Source organism: Periweissella cryptocerci (assembly GCF_004358325.1).
Lineage (GTDB): Bacteria > Bacillota > Bacilli > Lactobacillales > Lactobacillaceae > Periweissella > Periweissella cryptocerci.
On record NZ_CP037940.1, the window covers coordinates 2909845 to 2931265 of the forward strand.

At 40.7% G+C, this 21421-nt stretch carries 21 protein-coding genes; 16 read left to right on the forward strand and 5 right to left on the reverse strand.

Annotation, left to right across the window (positions count from 1 at the left end; all coding sequences use genetic code 11):
• The first annotated feature begins 226 nt into the window (after positions 1-226).
• The 6 genes from EQG49_RS13085 to glpK all read left to right on the forward strand — a co-directional run bounded on the left by EQG49_RS13085 (position 227) and on the right by glpK (position 6136).
• On the forward strand, positions 227-757 hold the full coding sequence (locus EQG49_RS13085) for a GNAT family N-acetyltransferase (protein WP_133364407.1): 531 nt from the start codon (positions 227-229) through the stop codon (positions 755-757).
• 161 nt (positions 758-918) lie between these two features.
• A complete protein-coding gene (locus tag EQG49_RS13090) occupies positions 919-1542 on the forward strand; it encodes a TetR/AcrR family transcriptional regulator (RefSeq protein WP_165964909.1) in 624 nt (207 codons plus the stop codon).
• Positions 1543-1625: 83 nt separating this feature from the next.
• Positions 1626-3104: a DEAD/DEAH box helicase gene (locus EQG49_RS13095; protein ID WP_133364409.1), complete on the forward strand. Its 1479-nt coding sequence runs from the start codon at positions 1626-1628 to the stop codon at positions 3102-3104.
• Positions 3105-3313: 209 nt separating this feature from the next.
• On the forward strand, positions 3314-4237 hold the full coding sequence (locus tag EQG49_RS13100; RefSeq protein WP_133364410.1) for a YitT family protein: 924 nt from the start codon (positions 3314-3316) through the stop codon (positions 4235-4237).
• Between the two features lie 119 nt (positions 4238-4356).
• Positions 4357-4545 carry a 2-hydroxymuconate tautomerase gene (locus EQG49_RS13105; protein ID WP_133364411.1) on the forward strand — a complete coding sequence of 63 codons (189 nt, stop codon included), beginning with the start codon at positions 4357-4359 and terminating at the stop codon, positions 4543-4545.
• Positions 4546-4633: 88 nt separating this feature from the next.
• Complete coding sequence (gene glpK, locus EQG49_RS13110) at positions 4634-6136, forward strand: glycerol kinase GlpK (RefSeq protein ID WP_133364412.1); 1503 nt, start codon at positions 4634-4636, stop codon at positions 6134-6136.
• 79 nt (positions 6137-6215) lie between these two features.
• On the opposite strand, the gene EQG49_RS13115 is transcribed toward glpK, so the two are convergent.
• Entirely contained in the window at positions 6216-6782 is a 567-nt protein-coding gene (locus tag EQG49_RS13115; RefSeq protein WP_133364413.1) for a TetR/AcrR family transcriptional regulator, read from the reverse strand.
• 1241 nt (positions 6783-8023) lie between these two features.
• Between EQG49_RS13115 and EQG49_RS13120 the strand changes: the two genes are divergently transcribed.
• Positions 8024-9412, forward strand: a complete 1389-nt coding sequence (locus EQG49_RS13120) for a C40 family peptidase (RefSeq protein ID WP_133364414.1) — start codon at positions 8024-8026, stop codon at positions 9410-9412.
• Positions 9413-9692: 280 nt separating this feature from the next.
• Here EQG49_RS13120 and EQG49_RS13125 read toward each other — a convergent pair whose 3' ends face one another.
• Entirely contained in the window at positions 9693-10319 is a 627-nt protein-coding gene (locus EQG49_RS13125; protein WP_133364415.1) for an HAD family hydrolase, read from the reverse strand.
• An 88-nt stretch (positions 10320-10407) separates the two neighbouring features.
• Here EQG49_RS13125 and EQG49_RS13130 point away from each other — a divergent pair, with 88 nt between their 5' ends.
• Positions 10408-11376, forward strand: a complete 969-nt coding sequence (locus EQG49_RS13130) for an ADP-ribosylglycohydrolase family protein (RefSeq protein ID WP_165964910.1) — start codon at positions 10408-10410, stop codon at positions 11374-11376.
• Positions 11377-11434: 58 nt separating this feature from the next.
• On the opposite strand, the gene EQG49_RS13135 is transcribed toward EQG49_RS13130, so the two are convergent.
• The 3 genes from EQG49_RS13135 to EQG49_RS13145 all read right to left on the reverse strand — a co-directional run bounded on the left by EQG49_RS13135 (position 11435) and on the right by EQG49_RS13145 (position 14676).
• Positions 11435-12370: a diacylglycerol/lipid kinase family protein gene (locus tag EQG49_RS13135; protein WP_133364417.1), complete on the reverse strand. Its 936-nt coding sequence runs from the start codon at positions 12368-12370 to the stop codon at positions 11435-11437.
• A 413-nt stretch (positions 12371-12783) separates the two neighbouring features.
• Entirely contained in the window at positions 12784-14460 is a 1677-nt protein-coding gene (rnjA, locus tag EQG49_RS13140; protein ID WP_133364418.1) for a ribonuclease J1, read from the reverse strand.
• 3 nt (positions 14461-14463) lie between these two features.
• Entirely contained in the window at positions 14464-14676 is a 213-nt protein-coding gene (locus EQG49_RS13145; protein ID WP_133364419.1) for a DNA-directed RNA polymerase subunit epsilon, read from the reverse strand.
• Positions 14677-14848: 172 nt separating this feature from the next.
• Between EQG49_RS13145 and EQG49_RS13150 the strand changes: the two genes are divergently transcribed.
• The 8 genes from EQG49_RS13150 (at position 14849) to dprA (ending at position 21270) form a co-directional block, all read left to right on the forward strand.
• Entirely contained in the window at positions 14849-15331 is a 483-nt protein-coding gene (locus EQG49_RS13150) for a hypothetical protein (RefSeq protein WP_133364420.1), read from the forward strand.
• 132 nt (positions 15332-15463) lie between these two features.
• Complete coding sequence (locus EQG49_RS13155) at positions 15464-16309, forward strand: DegV family protein (RefSeq protein ID WP_133364421.1); 846 nt, start codon at positions 15464-15466, stop codon at positions 16307-16309.
• A gap of 101 nt (positions 16310-16410) precedes the next feature.
• Positions 16411-17286: an SGNH/GDSL hydrolase family protein gene (locus tag EQG49_RS13160; protein WP_165964911.1), complete on the forward strand. Its 876-nt coding sequence runs from the start codon at positions 16411-16413 to the stop codon at positions 17284-17286.
• Positions 17287-17317: 31 nt separating this feature from the next.
• Positions 17318-17911 (forward strand): YpmS family protein, encoded by a 594-nt coding sequence (locus EQG49_RS13165; protein WP_133364423.1) that lies wholly within the window; start codon positions 17318-17320, stop codon positions 17909-17911.
• Complete coding sequence (locus EQG49_RS13170; protein WP_133364424.1) at positions 17911-18132, forward strand: YozE family protein; 222 nt, start codon at positions 17911-17913, stop codon at positions 18130-18132. The genes EQG49_RS13165 and EQG49_RS13170 overlap by 1 nt, the downstream gene beginning before the upstream one ends.
• 2 nt (positions 18133-18134) lie before the next feature.
• Positions 18135-19022, forward strand: coding sequence for a ribosome biogenesis GTPase YlqF (gene ylqF / locus EQG49_RS13175; RefSeq protein WP_133364425.1), 888 nt, complete (start codon positions 18135-18137; stop codon positions 19020-19022).
• A 2-nt stretch (positions 19023-19024) separates the two neighbouring features.
• On the forward strand, positions 19025-19795 hold the full coding sequence (locus EQG49_RS13180) for a ribonuclease HII (RefSeq protein WP_133364426.1): 771 nt from the start codon (positions 19025-19027) through the stop codon (positions 19793-19795).
• A gap of 611 nt (positions 19796-20406) precedes the next feature.
• Positions 20407-21270, forward strand: a complete 864-nt coding sequence (gene dprA / locus EQG49_RS13185) for a DNA-processing protein DprA (protein ID WP_133364427.1) — start codon at positions 20407-20409, stop codon at positions 21268-21270.
• Positions 21271-21421: the final 151 nt, after the last annotated feature.

Genomic DNA, 21421 nt, shown 5'->3' on the forward strand with positions numbered 1-21421 from the left:
TGAGCCACATATCTAAATTCCAGGCTAGAAAAATTTTAGCTTTTTTATTACGATAACTTGCCCGAGGGCTGCCAATTTTGTTTAGTTGCTAAAAAATTACTACCTATGTAAAGTACGAATCTGGTAAAATATTTGAAAATAACTATGCGCAAAAGTGAATCCAGAATGAAATGATTTTTTTGACTTCGATGGCTTGACTGGATAGGCATAACGAGGAGTAAAAGATATGACGAAACAATACCTCCGGCGCGGTCGGATGACGGATTTACCAGCAATTATGGCAATTTATACAGCTGCAAAGGAATATTTGGCGGCCCAAAATATTGATCAATGGCAAGATGGTTATCCAGATGAGCAAGCGTTAATTGATGATATTGAGGCCGGTGAAAATTACGTACTAGTGATTGATGGCGTCGTTGCTGCTAGTGGGACTATTTTGACAAGTGTTGAAGAGGCCTATACGAACATCGAGGATGGTGCGTGGTTAAATGGTAAAAATGATGGGTATGCTTCATTTCATCGGACGGCAATTTCAAATGATTTTCGCGGGCAACATTTAGCCCAAACGCTGATGCAAGGATTAACGACAATCGCCCGCGAGCACGGATTTACTGACTTGCGCGTTGACACCCATCCCGATAATAAGATTATGCAACATGTTATCACAAAAGCAGGGTTCGATTATGTCGGCGTAGTGTGGTTGATTGAAAGTGGTATTCGTACCAAACGCTTGGCTTACGAAATGTTGGTCGATTAGTTATAACTCATATAGGCACGATTTTTCCTTTGTTAAATTTGAAGGCTAGAATCGTGCTTTTTTTGACGGCTTTGTGGTTTTGTAGTACTATTAGTCTAAATAATGAACTGAGAGTTCAGTAAATGAACCCAGGTAATAATAAATGGACGCGAGGTGTTGAAATGGCAAAAAAAGAAGCGCTGTTTAAATTCAATCAAATGACAATTGCTCAAGTCGCAGATACACTTTTCCGTGAGCAAGGCATTAGCAAAACGACAATGGACGAGATTGCGAAAATTGCTGGCTACAGCAAGACCACGATTTATACTTATTTTAAAAGTAAAGAGGATTTGGTTTTATATCTTGGAGTGCAAGGTTTAACTGATTTAGTTAAAGAACTTGGAGTTGCGAGCTTGGCAGGCGATAGTGTCGTTGCAACGTTGTTGAAGTCTTGGTGGATAGTTGCGGATTTCCAGAAAAATTATGATTTATACTACGATCAAATCATGACAATGCCAGCAAGTGAGGATGTGCCACAGCACAGCCAATCAACGTGGCAAACAATTAATTTGTTACAAGAAAAAATAAATCGATTGTTCCTTAACTTATTAGATAAGGGTGTTTACGAGGGTGTACTGCGCGCGGAGGTCAATAATATTGCGACGCGCCAATTTTTATGGGCGAGTTTACAAGGGATTTTGCATTACGCTGATACAAAGACCGGGCCATTACGGCTTACAAGTACGCAAAGACCTGAATTTCTGACGCAAAGTTATGATTTGCTCTTGCGGTCGATTTTGAAGTAGGTAGTGGCTTACTTCATGGTATAATGACGGTTGGATAGAAACCTGGGCTGATTTTAAAAGCCACGGGAATAATGAGGAAAATAATGTCAGATAATAAATTTAGTGAAATGGGCATCGGCAATGATATTGTCCGAGCCTTAAATGTTTTAGGTTACAAGGAACCAACTGAAGTCCAAAGCGAAGTCATTCCGCATTTGCTGGCAGGTGATGATTTACTGGTAAAGTCACAAACCGGTTCTGGTAAAACTGCTGCTTTTGGGATTCCTTTAGCACAAAAAATTGATTGGGATGAACGGGCACCACAAGCATTGATTCTGTCACCAACGCGAGAACTCGCCAGTCAAATCGGTGAAGACATGTTCAATATTGGTCGCTTTAAACGTTTGAAGGTTGAAACATTATTTGGGCATGCTTCATTTCGGGGACAAGCAACGAACTTGAAGCAACGCACACACGTTGTCGTAGCAACCCCTGGTCGATTACTCGATCACATTGATCAAAAGACAATTGATTTGAGTAAAATTAAAATGGTCATCATTGACGAAGCTGATGAAATGCTAAACATGGGTTTCATTGACCAAATCGAAGACGTGTTACGTGAGCTACCTAAGAATTTTGAACTTTCATTATTTTCAGCAACTTTCCCTGATGAAATTGTTGGCTTGGCAGAAAATTATTTGGTCAATCCCACAGAAATTGAAGTTGCTTCCCCAAGTGACGTGAAAACGCGGATTATTCAACAATACTATCGGGTCAACAAAGACGAACGGATGGCTGCGTTGAAGGATATTATGATTGTTGAAAATCCAGATACGAGCATCATTTTTGCCAACCAACGGGTCACAGTTGATGAAATTGCCACGATGCTTGCGGACCTTGGTGCCAGTGTCGAAACATTACACGGTGGTATGGAACAACGTGATCGTACCCGCGTGATGCAAGAATTTAAGCAAGGTTACTTCCGTTATTTAGTTGCCACTGATGTCGCAGCACGGGGGTTGGATATTGCTGATATTGAATTAATTGTGAATTATGATTTACCTGAAGAAGCTGAACACTATACGCACCGGATTGGTCGGACTGCGCGTGGCGATAAGAAGGGGAAAGCCATTTCACTCGTGAACCAATTCGATACGCCACGATTTGAACCAATTGATGAACAACAAGATCATCAACTGATCGAAATGAAGTTACCACGACCAATGTTAGTACAAGATCGTTTGGCATCATTTAAAGCGAAGCAAAGTCGCCAGTTAAAGATTAAAAAGACGAAAGCTATTGAGTTTAAGTCTGACATCATGAAGCTACACATAAATGCCGGTAAGAAAACCAAGATGCGCGCGGGTGATATCGTTGGGGCAATTACGAACATCGACGGTGTGGCGGGCACTGATGTGGGCGTTATTAGCATTATCGACGTGTCAACTTTTGTGGAAATTTTGAACGGTAAGGGCGCCAAAGTTTTGCGGGCCCTCCAAAATGAACCAATCAAGGGTCGAATTCGCAAAGTAAGTAAAGCTAATGAAACACAATACGAAAAAGATATAAAGAAACAAAATTAAATATGCACTGCCAAAAAGTACGATTTCCTGTGAGGGTAACCGTTTTTTTTACGTTAATGGCAGTCTGTAATTATTAATATTACATGCTAAAATGAAATCGCTTTCGTAAAGTATATGACCAAAAACCTAGCTAATGGGTCTAGTCACATGTAATCGAGTATGTAATAATAAGAAAAAGTACAAAAAGTAAAGGTAGCTTAGGTGAAAGCATGGCATACATTAAACACAAACACGTAGCATACGAATATACTTTGAAATTCATCGTTTTGATTGGCGCGGCTGTAATTCAAGCCGTCGCGCTAAATGAATTTTTAATTCCAAACGATATTTTTTCTGGTGGCTTTAACGGGATTGCGCAATTGATGTCATGGGCATCAAATGCTATTTTTCACGTGTCGCTGTCAACCGGACTATTTATCCTATTGATTAATATTCCGATTGGGATTATTGGCTTGTGGAAAATTGGTCCTCAATTTACGGTGCTGAGTTTCTTGAATTCATTACTAACATCAGTTTTGACGATGATGATTCCCGTTTCTAAAGTCGCCTCAAACTCACTATTGGCAAGTTTGTTTGGGGGTGTCTTAGTCGGTGCATCAATTGGTTTGACATTTAAATTTGGGTTCTCGACTGGTGGTATGGACATCGTGGCCATGGTCGTACAAAAGATAAATGGTAAGTCGATTGGAACAATTGCTATGTCAATTAATACGGTGATTGTAGCAATTGCCGGATTAAATATTGGCTGGAATAATGCCATGTATACGATTATCGGCATCTATGCAACATCACGGGTAATCGATATGATTCACACCCGTCACCAAAAGCTGACCGCATTTATTGTCACCGACCAAGCGGATGCGGTGATCGCGGCATTACATGCGGAATTGATTCGCGGAATTACAATTTTACCTTCACAAGGTGCATTTTCACGCCAAGAATCAAAAACCTTGATGATGGTGATTTCACGTTACGAACTTTATCAAATGGAACAAATTGTTAAAGAAGTTGATAATGACGCATTTATCAACCTGGTAAATACCGTTAACTTGTCAGGGAATTTCTGGGATGAAGATGCTCAAAACAAGATTCGTAAAACGGGCACAATTACTAGTGCTGTAAATAGTAAATAATTTATTAGGTATCGACGATTTTAGCAAATTGTTGATACCTTTTTTTGCGCCCACGAGTGATAAAAGGTATAATTATTAAATTAAAGAAAATCAAATAACGAATAAGTTGAGGTGTTATCATGCCCTTTGTGCATATTGAATTAGTTGCCGGTCGTTCACAAGATGCGATCAAAAAGATGGTGCAAGACGTTACAAATGCAGTAGTTGAAAATACTGGTGCACCAGCTGAACACGTTCACGTCATTGTTAACGAAATGGAAAAGAATCGTTACGGAGTTGCTGGTGTTTTAAAGAGCGACGAAGACTAGTTGGCTATGCTTGCATGGCTTTTGGCGTGACGGTTGAACCCGCCGCGCTTTTTTCATACATATCATATTAAGAAAAGGAACTTTCACTATGTCAGATGAACAATACATCATGTCGATTGATCAGGGGACGACCAGTACTCGTGCCATTATTTTTAACCACGATGGTGAGATTGTGCAACAAGCACAACATGAATTCCCGCAAATATTTCCAAAACCAGGGTGGGTTGAGCACGATGCTAATACCATTTGGGAAACTGTCCAACAAGTTATTTCTGATGCGCTGATTCAATCAAATATTAAGCCTTACAAAATTGCGGGGATTGGAATTACGAATCAACGTGAAACAACGGTAATTTGGGATCGCATTACCGGCGAACCAGTCTATAATGCGATTGTTTGGCAATCAAAGCAAACTTCAGAAATTGCGAACCAATTAAAAGAAGACGGTTTGGCAGAAATGATTCATGCCAAGACTGGGTTAGTGATTGACTCTTATTTCAGCGCCACGAAAATTATGTGGATTTTGGAAAATATTGCGGGCGTTAGGGAACGGGCAGAACGTGGCGAGTTGATGTTTGGGACGATTGATACTTGGATTTTGTATAAGTTAACCAATGGTCGTGTCCATGCAACTGATTATTCTAATGCAAGTCGGACGATGCTCTACAATATCCACGAATTGAAGTGGGACACTGAAATCTTGGATTTATTGCATATTCCAGTTTCATTGTTGCCAGAAGTTAAGCCATCATCAGGTCACTTTGGGTACACGCAAGATTATGGCTTTTACGGTATCAAAGTGCCAATCACCGGGATTGCTGGTGACCAACAAGCCGCGCTGTTTGGGCAAGCCGCCTTTGAACCAGGCATGGTCAAGAACACATATGGGACCGGGGCATTTATTGTGATGAATGCGGGGACCGATCCTAAGCTTTCGGATAATGGCTTACTAACCACAATTGCTTATGGAATTGATGATAAAGTTTACTATGCACTTGAAGGTAGTATTTTTGTAGCTGGTTCTGCAATTCAATGGCTACGCGATGGAATGCATTTGGTGGAACATGCTAGTGAAACCGAAGCAATGGCTGAGGCTGCCGGCAGCTCTGACAATGTCTATGTCGTACCAGCATTTACTGGTTTGGGTGCACCATACTGGGATCAAGAAATGCGCGGAGCTGTGTTTGGGTTAACGCGGGGAACGACGCAAAATCAATTTGTGCGCGCAACCATTGAATCATTGGCTTATCAAACACGCGACGTAGTTGATACGATGGCCAAGGATACTGGCTTACCAATCAAAGCCTTAGCAGTTGATGGTGGAGCGTCTAATAATAATTACTTAATGCAATTCCAAGCAGATATTTTAGATACGACCATTCGCCGGCCAATGGTCAGTGAAACGACGGCACTAGGTGTGGCCTTTATGGCGGGACTCGCGGTTGGCTTCTGGCAAAATCAAGCTGAAGTTGAAAAGCTCTGGCAATTACGTGATGAGTTTAAAGGAACCATGGCAGCTGATGAACGTGAAGAAAAGTATGCTGGTTGGCAATTAGCGGTCAAAGCAGCGCAAGTTTTTAAAACTAACTAATAAAAAAGGTACTGAACTATAGTTCAGTACCTTTTTTGCGTATGCCAATAAGTATATTAGTAGGAATCGCGCTGACAAGTTATCGTGGCGAGAGCATTGCACTAATCAAATTTTCTAAATCGGTAACTTGCGTATGTTGGGCTTCGTCTTGCAAAACAAGTTCATGCACAATTGTCATAATCGCCCAGGCTGCCAAACGCAAATTGATGTCGTTGCGAATTTGCCCGGTTGCTTGAGCGGTTTTTAGGATGCGCTCAAGAACGAGTCGTGATTCGGCATTTTCTGCGGCAAGTTTTTCTGCGACCGCTTCATTGTACAAACTAACTGAAGTTACCACATTAAGCAGTCCAAATTCGGCTAAGTCATCGAGTTCTTGTTGAATTGTAGCTTGAATAGTTTGCCAAACTGGCATGGATGGATTCACATGGGGTAGATGGTGTTGAAAATCGCGATCCCAGATGGCTAAAAGTAAGGATGCTTTGTCTTCGAAATAACGATAAAATGTCCCAGTCGCAACATTCGCCTCAGCTGCAATCTGTTTTGCATTAATCTTCTGGTATCCGTGTTCAATGAATAAACGTTTACCGGCGTCCATTAAGGCCGTGTGCTTTAGGACTTGTTGATTGGTGGGATTATCGTTTAGCATAAGCCATTGTCTCCTTAAATTGAAAAGTTTCTTCCTATATAATAGCACATTTTAAAATCAAAATGAACTTTAGTTCACTCTCTTATTTGATGCTTCGCAAACCTTGAATGGTTCCGAATACGTAGATGAGGGTAATTTTGTCGGTTTTAAAAAAGTTCAGACGGTGCAATCGATGCCAAGTGGCAGCAAGAGGGTATAAATTATTGTCATACCGTTTGAGATTACTAAAGTGTATTTTTCTACTGTGCAGTTCAGATTGAAAAATTGTGTGTGAGGATACTGGATCAATATTAAGTTTATTGATTACAACCGACACTGCTCACTAATCACATTACGAATATTTAAGATTGACCAAAATTTCGAATAAAAGTTGTTTTCTTGTGACGGTTTGAAACACCATTGGAAAAATCTAAAATCTAAAATCTAAAATCTAAAATCTAAAATCTAAAATCTAAAATCTAAAAAATTAAATTCCAAAAACAATAAAAAATCTGACGAGAATTTGTCGGCTTTTTTTGCGATGTAAAATTGGCTGATGCAGTATTCAGAATATTGGAATTTTTTAGTCGGGCAGAAAATTATCAGAACGTATTCTTAAAAAACGAATTTATGCTTTTGAGAACGGTAATTAAATTTTTGATTTAGAAAACGACAAAGCATCGATTTTTTTTAGTGACTATAAAAATTCAAAAAGTTATAGATATAGTAAAGTTTATCAACGAATATTAAGAAGCAGTAGAAATGGGTTAATGCGATTCATTGACCACCTTAATAGACGATTTGCAAAATCATGTTCAAATTTGGCAAAACGGTGTTGCTGAGCTGTACAGTTAGCTTTCAATAGCTGTAATTAACAACTAGTCAGGAGGGGAGGGAGGAACTGGTAGCGGGGGGAGTTTCGCAAATGCCTAAAGAGCGCTTATTGGCATTCACAAATGGTTTTAGAAACATCGCTGTAACGTATGTAATATGTTTGTCACACTTCTGAACTTAATTTCGGGGGAGGGGAACCCACATTCGTCCGATAACTTAGATTTTAACGTTTATCGAACAATAATTTGTAGTGGACAAAAAGTTCTGAAATTCTTCATACTTTTTACTTGCAAAAGACAAATCTTGAATTTATAGTGTGGATATCGAGGTTGATTGACTGCGGAGTTTTTTACAGAATGGTTGAATATAAAATTCTCAGTCAATATACGTAATTTCATAATAAAAAAGTTAAATTAAGGAGAAACAACATGTTGCATTCTAAAAAGTCAAAAATTATCGCTGGTACAGTAGGTGCCGTGGGTTTAGTTGCTGCGAGTAACATGCCCTTGATTCACGCCGCTACCGTTAAGGTTCAACAAGGTGATACGGTTTGGTCAATTGCTAAGAAGTTCAATGTTGATCGCGAAACTATTGAATCAGCTAACCACATCACGACATTAAAAGATGATGTAGATATGATTTACGTTGGCCAATCTTTAAATGTTCCTGATAAAGCTGAAGCAAAAACCACTGAATCAAAGGCACCCGTTAGTCCTGCTAAGCAAGTTGCCGCAAAGCAATTAGCCAACCAATCAGGTAAGACATACACTGTCAAGGCCGGTGATACTTTTTGGGATTTAGCAATCAAGTATGGTGTTTCCGTTAATGATCTTAAGTCTGTTAACCCAGATGTTGATTTGTTGAGCATTGGCCAAAAGTTAAACTTACCAGTAGGGGCAAAAGCAGTTTCTGCTGCTCCCGTTAAGTTAACAAACACGGTGAAGAAAACTGTTGAAACACCAAAAGCAGTTCAAGTAACAAGTCCAGCTGCAACGAAGCAAGCGCCTAAACAAGTTACTTCAACTGCTTCAGCCGTAAAGACGATTGAAACGCCAAAGAAGGCCGCAACTGTGACTCCAGCACAACCAGCGAAAGTGGCAGAAACTGTTACTGAAACGCCAGCACAATCAGCCCCAGAAAACACAACTGCAACACCAAGTGCACCAGTACAATCTGAAACACCGGCACAACCAGCTAAGCCAGTACAACCAGCTAAGCCAGCACAACCAGCTAAGCCAGAAACACCGGCGCAACCAGCTAAGCCAGCGACACCAGCACAACCAGCTAAGCCAGAAACACCGGCACAACCAGCTAAGCCAGCACAGCCAGAAACACCGGCGCAACCAGCGACACCAGCACAACCGGCTAAGCCAGAAACACCGGCACAACCGGCTAAGCCAACTACACCAGCAGAACCTACTCCATCTGCACCTGTTACTGGATCTGCAGTAAGTATTGCATTGAAATTGTCACAAATGAGTATCCCTTATGTATGGGGTGGTAACACATTGCAAGGTATGGATTGTGCCGGATTGGTTCAATACGTTTACCAAAATGCCGGCATTGCATCATTGCCTAAGAACACTGTGTCACAAGAAGCTTACTTCAAGATGACAGCAGTTAAGTCGACTGCAAATGTAACCGCTACCGCACAACCTGGTGATGTTTTATTCTGGGGAACTAAGGGTGCTACTTATCACGTTGCTGTTTACATCGGTAATGGTCAGTTTGTTGCTGCACCAAAGCCTGGTGATAACGTCAAAGTACAAACTCTTTATGCAGGATTCATGCCTTCATACGTTGGTAAGTTAGCATAATTAGTACGAAAAAGTTAAGTGATTTTAATTAATCTGGTTAAATAATTTTATCAAAAAGAGTAGGTTACCATTGAGGTAGCCTACTCTTTTAATTTGTTATTTGAGATTATTTTATAAAAAGGCAAAGTAAACTGATGATTACGTTACCGCTATAACTTAAAGGTAACATATCCAAAAAGTATCTGATGAAATAAAGAAGCTTCCGAAATTGTATATAACAATATCGAGAGCTTCTTTGTTAATTTAAGGTGCGCGGTTGAGGTTATTGCTAACTACAAGCTTATTTCAATAAGTGTAGGATGTCTGAAGGCTTTTTGAATGTGTACTCTTGGTCGTCATTGAATTTATTCACATCTTGAATACCCCAGGCGGCTAAACCAAAGTCCAGTCCTGCAGCATGTGCGGCATACATGTCGTGCACTGAGTCACCAATATAAATTGATTCATCAGGGATCGCATTTAATAGTTCCATGGCTCGTAAGATTGGATCAGGGAAAGGTTTCATTTGCGCAGTTTCACCAGCAAAGGTAAAACTGTTAAAGTATTTTTCAATGTTAAATTGGTCTAAGTGATCTTCAAATTCTTGCTTTGTATTTGAAGTTACGATGCCTAGTTGAACGTCTGGCTGGTTGTGGAGATGGTCTAAAATTGTTTCAATACCAGCGAATAAATCCACTTCATTCCAGAAATCGTGATAGTGACTTTGCCATTCTTTTTGCATTTTTTGTGCATCGACAATACCGAAAAATTCTAAGGCATCAAGTGAAGGTAGACCAAAAATTGAATAGACTTCAGCATATGTTTTGTGGATATCGTGTGCTTCAAGCGTAACTTGAAGTGACTTCATGTACATTGATTCGGTGTTTAACAGCGTACCATCAACATCAAAAATAAAATTCTTTTTCATCGTGAAACTCCTTAATTTGTATTACACTAATTATACAATTAATGATTACGACATTCAGCAAGAAGAATTAAGAAATGGAGGAATTTCAATGCCTAATAATGATCAACTAACACGCGCAATCTATGGCGTCGCACTCGGTGATGCGTTCGGGTTACCGTTTCAGGTTTTAAATCGTGAGGAATTAGCAACGGTTGAAATTGTATTGAGCGGTTATGGAACCTATAATCAGCCAGCGGGGACCTGGTCAGCCGATACAAGCATGACGTTAGCCACGTTAGACGCTCTCAGCTTCCCTGAGACGAGCTTGGATGACATTATGGATAGTTTTCTGGATTGGAATGAAAACGACGCGTACACGCCTTTTATGCAGGCCTACGATCAAGGTGCAGGTACATTGACAGCGTTGCGCCGGTATAAACGGTCTCAAAATGCACTGACAGCTGGCGGAACAACTGAATGGGATAATGGAAATGGGGCATTGATGCGGATTGTCCCAGCTATTTTTTACACATATCATCGTTACGGGCATAATTTAATGGACAATCCTGGTGCTTTAATTTTTCTCCACCAGGTTGCGGGATTGACGCATAATCATGTTCGGGGACATATCGCAATTGGAATTTATGCAGCTATCATGTATCAACTGCTAAATGGAGTTGAACGGCATACCGCGATTCGGGCGGGAATTCATCAAGCATATGTCCGCTATATGAGTATGCCGAGCTATCGTACGGAGTTAAAGGCGTATGAGCGGCTCATAGATGCTCATTTTGGGGCTTTACCCGTCGATGCAATCAAAAGTTCAGGCTATGTGGTAGACACGCTAGAGGCAGTAATTTGGCTGTTTGAGAACTATGATGATTTTGAACAAAGCATTGTCGCCGCGGTAAGGTTAGGGGACGACACTGATTCGATTGGTGCGCTAATTGGGGCACTTGAACTGCTTGCAAGTGGGAGCTTTGACTCTGTTCCGGTTGAATGGTTACACGAGTTGCAAGCTAAAGACATGATTGAAGATTACTTGCAAAAAGCACGCGATTCAGATAATTTCGGATAATGAAAAAAGGTTCATTCTAGTTGTAATTACTAGAATGAACCTTTTTGGTATACACAAACTACAATTTAATCATAAACGGATACTTGATGACATCGAAGTCAAAATTAAAGGCATGTTTGCCAAGTTCTTCGCCATCGACCTGGCCTTGTTCGGCGCTATGAATCTGGAGCTGAATATTTTTGCCAACAATGTGCTGTACGATTGGCATTGAATAGTGCTTGCCGCGTAACATGAGTGAATACATGTGAATGAATTGTAGCCAAGTCATTTTTTCAATTAAGATAAGTTCTAACTCGCCAGAATCAATCTTGGCAGTTGGCAAGATTTTCACACCACCGCCAAAATAGGGATGATTTGAGAGTGTTACCAAGAAGGCGTTATCCATATGAGCAACTTGTTGACCATTAACAACATCAATCTTGAAACCTGGCTGATTGCTCATCACATGAAAAATCGAAGTTAAATAACTTAATGATCCAAGATGGAGTCGATTCAGTTTACTTTTCATGGGTGAGTGATTAGTGTAGGCGACAATTGCTGCATCAAAGCCAATACCTACGTTATTCACGAAATAGTGTGGGGTTGGGCTGTCCTGTGCCACGTAACGACCCACATCAATAATCTTGGGTTTGGTGGCTGCAAGGATTTGACTTAGTGCAGTTTGAGGATCTTTACTCATGCCGAGTCCCCGGGCGAAATCATTGCCTGAACCCGCCGGTATATAAGCGATTGGTACTTCAAATGAACTTTGTTTCAGTCCGTTAATCGCCTCATGCAAAGTGCCATCGCCACCGATTACGATGATTATTTCATCGTTACGATGCTGATTAGCGCGTTCTTTGGCGATTTCAGTCACATGACCAGCATAATCTGAGGTGACCATTTTGTAGGCCACATTTTTTTCTAATAATGTAGATTCGATATGTGGCCAAATTTTGGCTGCGTTGCCTGAGCCCGCAAATTTGTTGATGATGATAAAGTAACTAAATGCCATTTCATTTCCAGCTTTCGGGTAAATTACATAAGAATAATTATACAAATAATTAGATAATAAAACAAAGAATAATCACTTTTTTTTACAAAGTCACCAAGATTCACATAAAGCATTCGTAAATTTTGCGTTGATAATGTAGCTAATCTACTTGAGCTGTATTACAAAAAATCGGTTCTATTTGTTATAGCGTGGGATTGTCATTTCTGTACTTTTCAAGTATCGAATTGCTAAGGTTCAATTGCCAGTGTTGTTTTTTTATGCTTCTACGCCCTTGTGATTGGTAATTGTTTTTGTTAGTCACATTATTCCTAACTAACGCAGTGGCCAATTTTATTTAATCCCACGTCAGACGAAATGGAGCAAAAAAATCAGCCAACCAGCGAAGATGCGCTAGTTGGCTGATTATGTCGTGTTTAGATCATTACAAACATTGGTAAAATCATTGGGTGACGTTCAGTCTTTTCATAAAGGAAAGTTTGTAAGTCATCAATGACAGCAGACCGAATTGAATTTTCGGTTGCATTTTCTTCTTGCATTGCATACCGGATTGTCCGGAAGATGCGACGACGACCTTCATTAATCATTTCACCAGATTCGCGCATGTACACAAATCCACGAGATAATAAGTCAGGACCGGCGGTGATTTCTTGCTTAGTTAAGTTGATTGTTGCCACTACGACAACTAAACCATCTTGAGAAAGCATTTGACGGTCGCGTAAGACGACGTTACCGATATCACCAACACCATTACCATCAACGTAAACATCGCTAGCAGGGAAGTGACCAGCGACACGCGCTGAGTCGGCTGTAAGTGCTAAGACATCCCCATTTTCCAAAATGAAACTGTGATCAAGAGGGACACCGATTTGTTGTGCTAAACCAGTGTGAACCTTGAGCATCCGGTATTCACCGTGGACAGGCATGAAATACTTAGGTTTGATTAATGATAACATCAACTTTTGTTCTTCTTGGCCACCGTGACCAGAAGTGTGGACGTTGTTAATCTTACCGTGAATCACATTGGCGCCAGCTTCTTCAAGTTCATTAATTACACGGTTAACAGATTGAGTGTTACCAGGAATTGGAGAAGAACTAAAGATTACGGTGTCATTTGGTTGGATTGAAACTTGACGGTGGGTACCGTTAGCAATCCGTGCAAGTGCGGCCATGGGTTCACCTTGTGACCCGGTACAAAGAATCATAACTTCTTCAGCAGGTAAGTGATTAATTTCGTAAGCATCTACCAATGATGAGTCTGGAATGTCTAGGTAACCAAGTTCACGGCCGTTGTTAATTGCTGTTTCCATTGAACGACCGAAGACAGCGATTTTACGACCTTCAGCAATCGCTACTTCAGCAGCAACTTTAACCCGTGAAAGGTTAGAAGCGAAGGTGGCGAAAATAATCCGACCTTCAACATTCTTGAAAATCTTTTTGATTGATTCAGCAACGAATTGTTCTGATTTCGTGAATTCAGGACGTTCAGCGTTGGTTGAATCAGACATTAAAGCGAGGACACCTTCAGAACCGAACTTAGCCATCTTTTGTAGGTTAGGTGGCTGGTGTGTAGTTGGTGTGAGGTCGAACTTGAAATCTCCAGTTTCGATGATGACACCAGAAGGCGTTGTCAAAGCAATCCCAAATGTATCAGGAATTGAGTGGGTCGTCCGGAAGAACTCAACTTTAATGTTGTCGAATTGAAGGACTGAGTCTTCATTGATTTCGTGAAGTTCAGTCGTATTCAACAAACCATGTTCCTCTAGCTTGCCTTTAATTAAAGCAAGGGCGAGAGGGCCAGCATAAACTGGTACATTGACGGCGTTTAAGAAATAATGGATTGCCCCGATGTGGTCTTCGTGTCCGTGGGTAATAACTAACGCTTTGATCTTGTCAGCATTTTCCTTGAGATACGAGTAATCAGGAATAACGTAATCAATACCTAGTAATTCATCTTCTGGAAACTTAATCCCAGCATCAATGACGATAATTTCGTCACCGAATTGAATTCCGTAAGTATTCTTCCCGATTTCACCAAGACCACCAACTGCAAAGACTGCAGTTTCATCTGGGCGAATATCGATTTTATCCATTAATTAAAGCTCCGTAATTTTAAAACTAACACTTTGCTTTTCATATTCGAGTGCCGCCGTCGACAATTCTTCAATGAATTCAATGTTGTGGTTAGTTTTAGTTTCGACGATTTCACGAGCATCGGGTTGATTAGCAGCCTCGATGTACATTACTTGCGTGCTTTCGCGCTTTGGGTTTTGTTGCTTAGTTTCTTGGTAATAGATCTTAAATACCATGAATATGGTGCTCCTTAAATATATAAATTTTTTTCACGACATACATTTATAGTCTATTGTAACAAATATCCGAGTAGTTGTCATGATTGATGTCAATCAAATAAGCGTATAATAGGAGTTAATAAGAAATGCAAGTTTTGAAATATTAAAAATTCTTGCGTGAGGAGTGCATATGCGAATATCAATAATTGTAATTTCCCTTTTAATTGTCTTGGCGGTTTACACGATTGTGAGTCGGCAAATTGCCACCCGGACAACGGGTAAGCTAATTGCAACGGCCCAACAACCAACGAATGCGGCAATGACTGCTGCATTGGCTGTGCTACCAGCAATTTTTCCGGCAACATCCGACCGTGCCAGTTCAACCTTAGTTGCCAACGTTTGGGGGCGTGGGGTGATGTCGTTTGAATTTGTGATTCCGAATGCAAACATCGATAACATCCCAATCGCGCGAACTGCGTTAGAAAAAGAATTAAATAATTATGCTAGCAAGGAAAATATCCATGGTTATGATGAATTAGTACAACCGTTTAAGATTACCGATTTTTGGCAAGCGCTTCCAGAACAGGGTGCGCAATGGCATATTGATGTCGCGTTTTTAGTTAATGAAGCCACTGGCGAATACATTCGTGACTTGGAAAAACTTGGGCAATAGCGATATTACTTTGTTATAATAGGAGTTAGGCAATATAAAAGTTGCACTCTTAGATTAACTAGTTTACAAGACTAGATGCAGAAGTTATAATGACTGTTAGCACCTAGATATGAGAAGCGGGGAGATAATCAAATGACCCAAATTAAAATCGCGACAGACTCATCAGTTCAGTTGTCGCCGGACGAAATTGCCGAAAACAATATTACAATCGTACCATTAAGCTTAATGATTGATGGTACGGTGTACAGTGATGGCGTTACAATCACACGTACCGAATTTATGGAAAAAATGGCAGTTGCCAAAGCCTTACCAAAGACTAGTCAGCCACCAATTGGCGCTTTTGTTGATGCATACGATGCATTAGCTGGCGACGATGTTGAAGTTCTAAGTATCCACATGATGGAGTCAATCTCAGGAACAGTCCACTCAGCTGAACAAGCAGCACAATTGTCTAAAACCGACGTTACGGTGATTGATTCAGAAGTTACCGATCGGGCAATGGGCTTTCAAGTGTTAACGGCAGCTAAAATGGCAGCCGAAGGTAAATCAATGGCTGAAATTTTAGCACGCCTTGAGGAAATCAAACAACATACAAAACTTTTTTTGACGGTACCTATGTTGGATAATTTAGTTGCTGGTGGTCGTTTGAACAAGGCAGTTGGTGTTATCGGTGGTCTCTTGAACATTAAGGTAGTCATTGAAGTCGTTAAGGGACACATTACCATTGCAGCTAAAGGCCGTGGCATGAAAACAATTCATAAATATTTCGATCACATTTATGAAGAAATGCAAACTTTTGGCTCAATTAAACGAATTGGGGTTTCACACGCTGGTGCACTTGAAGGCGCATTAGTGGTTGCCGAAAAGGTTCGCGGGATGTTTCCTGGTACCGAAGTTTATATTGAACAAACATCACCAATCATTTCAACACACGTTGGACCTGGCGTTGTTGCAATTATGTATGAATACGGTGAATAAGGTCGTTTTGTAAATAGAAATAGTCAAGGCTGAGGGTGTATACTCTCAGCCTTGTTATGTATAATAGTAAAAACGAGGCACATAAAACGAGGCATAAATCTATGAAGAAAATAATACTTAGCATGTTGGCGCTAGTCGTCGTGGCTGGGGGTGGTTGGGTAGGTTATCAACATTTCACCGGGCCCCAAAAAATACAAGCCGTTAAAATGGTCGCGTTGGGTGATTCTTTGACACAAGGGGTTGGTGATCCGACTGCCAAGCAAGGGTATACCGGCCGTATCAAAAAGGATTTAACCAATAAAACTGGTGTGGCGGTGAGCATGACCAACTATGGTAAATCCGGTGACCGTTCAGACCAAATTTTGAAACGGCTACAAGATAGTCCAACACAACAAAAAAATTTAAAAAAAGCCAATGTTATTTTGATGACGGTGGGCGGAAATGACTTAATGAAAACAATCAAAGCAAATATTTTCATTAGTCAGCCAACCCAATTAACTAACCAAGTTAAAAAATCAACGAGTTCGTATGAAAATAACTTACAAAAATTACTAAAAGAAGTTCGTAAGTACAACTCACAGGCGCCAATTTTCTTGTTTGGTAATTACAATCCCTTGTATGTGTACTTTGCTAATTTCAAGAGCTTTAATCAAAGTGTTAGCGAATATAACACGATTAACAAGCAATTAATTAGCCAATACAATGGTTATTACGTACCAACGTTTAAGCAGTTAACCTATGGGCAATACCAAACCGCGAGTGCGCGCAATAAACTCGTTAAAGACGCCAAATTGGCTAATGCTGGCACGGCGGGTAACGCGAATGTAGTTAGCACGTTGACGAAAAATGATACGGAACGGAACATGTACATTTCGAGTGCAGATCATTTTCATCCAAATAGCAAAGGCTATGACATGATGACCGACTTGCTAATGAAACAAATGCTCAAACATGACCAATGGTTATATGCAAAGTAATATTATTAAAAAAAGGAATTTGAGGATATAAATGATGGATCACAGACAAACGCGGGTTCGACGCCGATTTAATATTTGGTTCTGGCTATTTTGGTTGCTGATTGTTATGTTGATTGGTGGTACGGTCTACGGTGCTAAATTAGCATTGACCCCCAATATTCAAACCCAGACTGCTAAAATCACTCCTAGTGATGCTAATTTTGAAGTTTCTTTAAACAAGGATCAAATTAATAGTGTAGCTGATCATTATTTAAAACGGTATAATTCTGGCAGCCAAAAATATCGTTTCGTGATTGAAGACGACGCGATGTTATATGGGTCAATGAAGGTATTTGGTCAACCAGTTGATTTTGGTATGGCGCTTACACCAAGTGTGACTGCTGATGGAAATGTTCAATTGAAGACTAAGTCAATTGCCGTGGGTAAGTTGAATTTACCAGTTAATTTGGTTTTAGGGGCATTTAGCACGGCTTATGATGTACCAAAGTGGGTTTCAATTGATGCAACGCACGGGACGATTCTTTTAGATTTACAATCAGTTAATGGCCCAAGTGGACTTTCATTTGCGGCTAAGACGATTGACATCCCCAATGACAAATTTGTATTCGAAGGTGGGTTTAAATAGTGCATAAAACATTTTATCAATTTTTAATGACACAACGGAACGATGATGGCATCGACGAAATTAGCAACTTTGCTAACAACGCGTTTTACGACCATACCTTTCCTAAACAAAGTAAAGATTATCATTACTTAACAGAATATCTTGAGTTGAGCGCAAGTTATTTACACAATATGGACATTTTTGACGATGCATGGCGTCTTTATCAAGAAAGCGAGGCCTAAAGATGGCACAAATTATTCAATGGTACCCAGGTCACATGGCCAAAACATTCCGGCAAATGCGGGAAAATATGCACTTGGTGGATATTGTTTTTGAACTAGTTGATGCGCGGATTCCGGTCGCATCACGTAATCCGCAACTTGATGAAGTGATTGGCGATAAACCACGTTTGCTAATTATGACTAAGATGGATTTAGCTGATGAAGATGCAACTAATCGCTGGTTAGCTTATTATCGTAAAAACGGCATTGCTGCGGTTGGTTTGGATACGCGTGATCATATGACGCCAAAAACCATTACGAATGCGGCTAAGAAAGTTTTGAAAGAAAAACTTGAACGCGATGCAGAAAAAGGAATTATTGATCAACCGATTCGCGCGATTGTTTCTGGGATTCCAAATGTTGGGAAATCTACGTTATTGAATCACCTGGTGATGAAAAACGTGGCAATTACTGGTGACCGTCCTGGTGTAACGAAAAAGATTCAGTGGTTGAAGACACCAACCAACTTACAACTTTTGGATACGCCAGGGGTCTTGTGGCCTAAGTTTGAAGATCCCCGCGTTGGAAAGGATTTGGCCTTGACCGGTGCGATTAAAGATTCATTGGTGGCACAAGATGACATTGCGTTATCAATGATTGCTTTTTTCCGCGAAGATAATCCTAGTGCCTTGTTGGAACGTTATCACTTACAAGCAGATGCTTACGATACAATGACTGATGTTGAAATTTTGCTGGAAATTACGCAAAAAATGGGCTTTAAGGATGATTATGATCGTTCAGCTGAACGCATGATTTTGGAATTACGGCGTGGTAAGCTGGGACGCTATACACTTGAAAAAGTTGATGGTCCAATGATGACGGATCCATTTATCCCTAAAAACAAGGAGTAGGCATGGCCGAATCAATTAGTGCAATTAAAACGCATTTACAAACGATTACACAGCCAGATGATAACTACTTGATACAATTAGCTACCGATGAGCGTAAAGGCGTCCAAAGCGCGTTAAAAAGCTGGCAACGGCAATACGAACGTGCCACAAAAGCCAAAGAAGCTTTACAAGAGCATTTGGCTATTGAACACGAATTGTGGGAAGGTGGCGTGCAGTACATTGCCGGGGTCGATGAAGTTGGCCGTGGTCCATTGGCCGGTCCCGTGATTGCAGCGGCCGTAATTTTGCCCGTTGATTTCGACGTGGTTGGTGTTAACGACTCTAAACAGCTGACAGATAAGCGTCGTGAGGAGTTATTTCCACTAATTATGGATCAAGCGCTTGCCGTTGAAGTGGGCATAGTTGATGCTGAAACGATTGATGAGGTTAATATTTATCAAGCGAGTCGGTTAGCGATGAAAGCCGCGATTGAAAAACTTGATCCGCAACCACAGCAACTATTAATTGATGCCATGACGGTTGATTTGGATATTCCCCAAGAGAAGTTAATTAAGGGGGATGCTCGCTCGGCGTCAATTGGTGCCGCAAGCATTATCGCCAAAGTTACCCGTGATCACATGATGAAAGGCTTTGCCACGATTTATCCTGGTTACGGTTTTGAAAACAACGCTGGCTATGGTACTAAAGAACATTTGGCGGGTTTAAAAAAGCTAGGTGTTACACCAATCCACCGGAAAACATTTGCACCGGTGAAAGCTATTGCAGAAAAGTAAGTGACTCTATTCCTTCTGACGTGGAATTGAATAAAATAGGCCACTACGTGCCAGCAAATTACTTGGCGCACCACGCTGGAAGCACATTGCCAAGCCGAAGTGCGGTCTTGGCAAACTCGGATAAGCTGGGACTCTAAGAAATAAATTCCTAAGACTCCTCATCTCATCCTCAGCGGGAATATGTGCTGCACACATATTCCCCCAGACGCGGTGTAAAGGCTGCGCCCGCCAAGCAATTTGCCGGCACTTCGTTAGTTAGGTATAATGCTCGAACTAGCAAAAAACAATTACCAACCATAGGCAGCAGTAGCGTGAAAAAAACAACGCTGCCAATTGAACCTCAGTAATTCGACAATTGAAAATTGCAGAAACGACAATCTCACGCTAGAAAATATATAACCAAATAAGTTTAATTAAATAATATTTTTTAAAATAAAAGGATTTCAAGTCGGTTAGGTATTTAACCGGTTTGGGGTTCTTTTTTTATGGCAAAAAATAATGATTCGTGACTAATCGATGTAGTTACCGAAAAATTAAAAAAATTAAAGCACGTGTACGTATATTATTCATGTAGACATTTAGCGCAAACGTTATTACAAGGAGAACAAACAATGCAATTACGAGAATTTTTATTGGCCTTAACACTTATTCCAGAACTTGGTATCGCAAGTCGTCAAAAGATTTGGCATTGGTTACAGCAGGAAAATCAAGTGGAATTGCCGTTAACGGCTTCATTGATGATTGAAATAATTGGTGCGAACACAAAACAAGTTACAGTGCTACATGATTACTATTTATCTGCGGAACATTTTAAGGCGATGGCAGCGCAAGACGCTTACATTACAATTATTGATGAAGTCTATCCAGTGGCGTTACGGGAGATTTATCACGCACCTTTAGTGTTATTTTACCGTGGGGATTTGCGGGCGCTCCAGTTGCCGCTTGTAGCATTAGTTGGTGCACGGCAGGCGACACATTATGGCGCAGAGGTGTTGCACTATTTGATGCCAGCGGTGCAAGCGGCCGGGATTGGTGTCGTTAGTGGGTTAGCACGGGGGACAGATTATACAGTCCATTCAGTGGCAATCGCACATCGCGCGGTACCGATTGGAGTGATTGGTACGGGCATAGATGTAGCATATCCAAAAAGTTCAGCATTCCTTCAAGAAAAAGTCGCAAGTACTGGGTTATTATTAAGTGAGTATCCAAATGGTAGTCAGCCCTTGAAGCATCATTTTCCCGAACGCAACCGAATTATTGCAGGGTTGGCGCGAGCCACGGTCGTTATCGAGGCGCAGGAACGTTCCGGAAGTTTGATTACCGCTAATTTGGCATTGCAGGAAAATCGCAATGTCTTAGCGGTACCCGGGCCGGTGAATGAACCATCATCACGGGGATGCAACGAATTAATTAAAGCCGGCGCAGTTTGCGTAACCACGCCAATAGATATTATTGATGAAGTCTTAGCATATTAACGTTTAGTCCGATTTGGAACAGGTGAAAAGCCAGATGTTAGGTGCGAATAGTCATTTTTATTGAGAACGCTTTAATTTATTTTTTTGACATCTTTTATGTAGTTGTGGTATTGTCCTATTTGACTGATATTAAAATTTGTACCAGTATTTA

Coding starts and splice junctions, on each gene's coding strand:
- glpK (WP_133364412.1), top strand. CDS start 4,634: ATGTCAGATGAACAATACATCATGTCGATTGATCAGGGGACGACCAGT.
- EQG49_RS13095 (WP_133364409.1), top strand. CDS start 1,626: ATGTCAGATAATAAATTTAGTGAAATGGGCATCGGCAATGATATTGTC.
- EQG49_RS13165 (WP_133364423.1), top strand. CDS start 17,318: ATGATGGATCACAGACAAACGCGGGTTCGACGCCGATTTAATATTTGG.
- EQG49_RS13160 (WP_165964911.1), top strand. CDS start 16,411: ATGAAGAAAATAATACTTAGCATGTTGGCGCTAGTCGTCGTGGCTGGG.
- EQG49_RS13155 (WP_133364421.1), top strand. CDS start 15,464: ATGACCCAAATTAAAATCGCGACAGACTCATCAGTTCAGTTGTCGCCG.
- EQG49_RS13115 (WP_133364413.1), bottom strand. CDS start 6,782: ATGCTAAACGATAATCCCACCAATCAACAAGTCCTAAAGCACACGGCC.
- ylqF (WP_133364425.1), top strand. CDS start 18,135: ATGGCACAAATTATTCAATGGTACCCAGGTCACATGGCCAAAACATTC.
- rnjA (WP_133364418.1), bottom strand. CDS start 14,460: ATGGATAAAATCGATATTCGCCCAGATGAAACTGCAGTCTTTGCAGTT.
- EQG49_RS13105 (WP_133364411.1), top strand. CDS start 4,357: ATGCCCTTTGTGCATATTGAATTAGTTGCCGGTCGTTCACAAGATGCG.
- EQG49_RS13150 (WP_133364420.1), top strand. CDS start 14,849: ATGCGAATATCAATAATTGTAATTTCCCTTTTAATTGTCTTGGCGGTT.
- EQG49_RS13145 (WP_133364419.1), bottom strand. CDS start 14,676: ATGGTATTTAAGATCTATTACCAAGAAACTAAGCAACAAAACCCAAAG.
- EQG49_RS13130 (WP_165964910.1), top strand. CDS start 10,408: ATGCCTAATAATGATCAACTAACACGCGCAATCTATGGCGTCGCACTC.
- dprA (WP_133364427.1), top strand. CDS start 20,407: ATGCAATTACGAGAATTTTTATTGGCCTTAACACTTATTCCAGAACTT.
- EQG49_RS13135 (WP_133364417.1), bottom strand. CDS start 12,370: ATGGCATTTAGTTACTTTATCATCATCAACAAATTTGCGGGCTCAGGC.
- EQG49_RS13125 (WP_133364415.1), bottom strand. CDS start 10,319: ATGAAAAAGAATTTTATTTTTGATGTTGATGGTACGCTGTTAAACACC.
- EQG49_RS13090 (WP_165964909.1), top strand. CDS start 919: ATGGCAAAAAAAGAAGCGCTGTTTAAATTCAATCAAATGACAATTGCT.
- EQG49_RS13100 (WP_133364410.1), top strand. CDS start 3,314: ATGGCATACATTAAACACAAACACGTAGCATACGAATATACTTTGAAA.
- EQG49_RS13120 (WP_133364414.1), top strand. CDS start 8,024: ATGTTGCATTCTAAAAAGTCAAAAATTATCGCTGGTACAGTAGGTGCC.
- EQG49_RS13180 (WP_133364426.1), top strand. CDS start 19,025: ATGGCCGAATCAATTAGTGCAATTAAAACGCATTTACAAACGATTACA.
- EQG49_RS13085 (WP_133364407.1), top strand. CDS start 227: ATGACGAAACAATACCTCCGGCGCGGTCGGATGACGGATTTACCAGCA.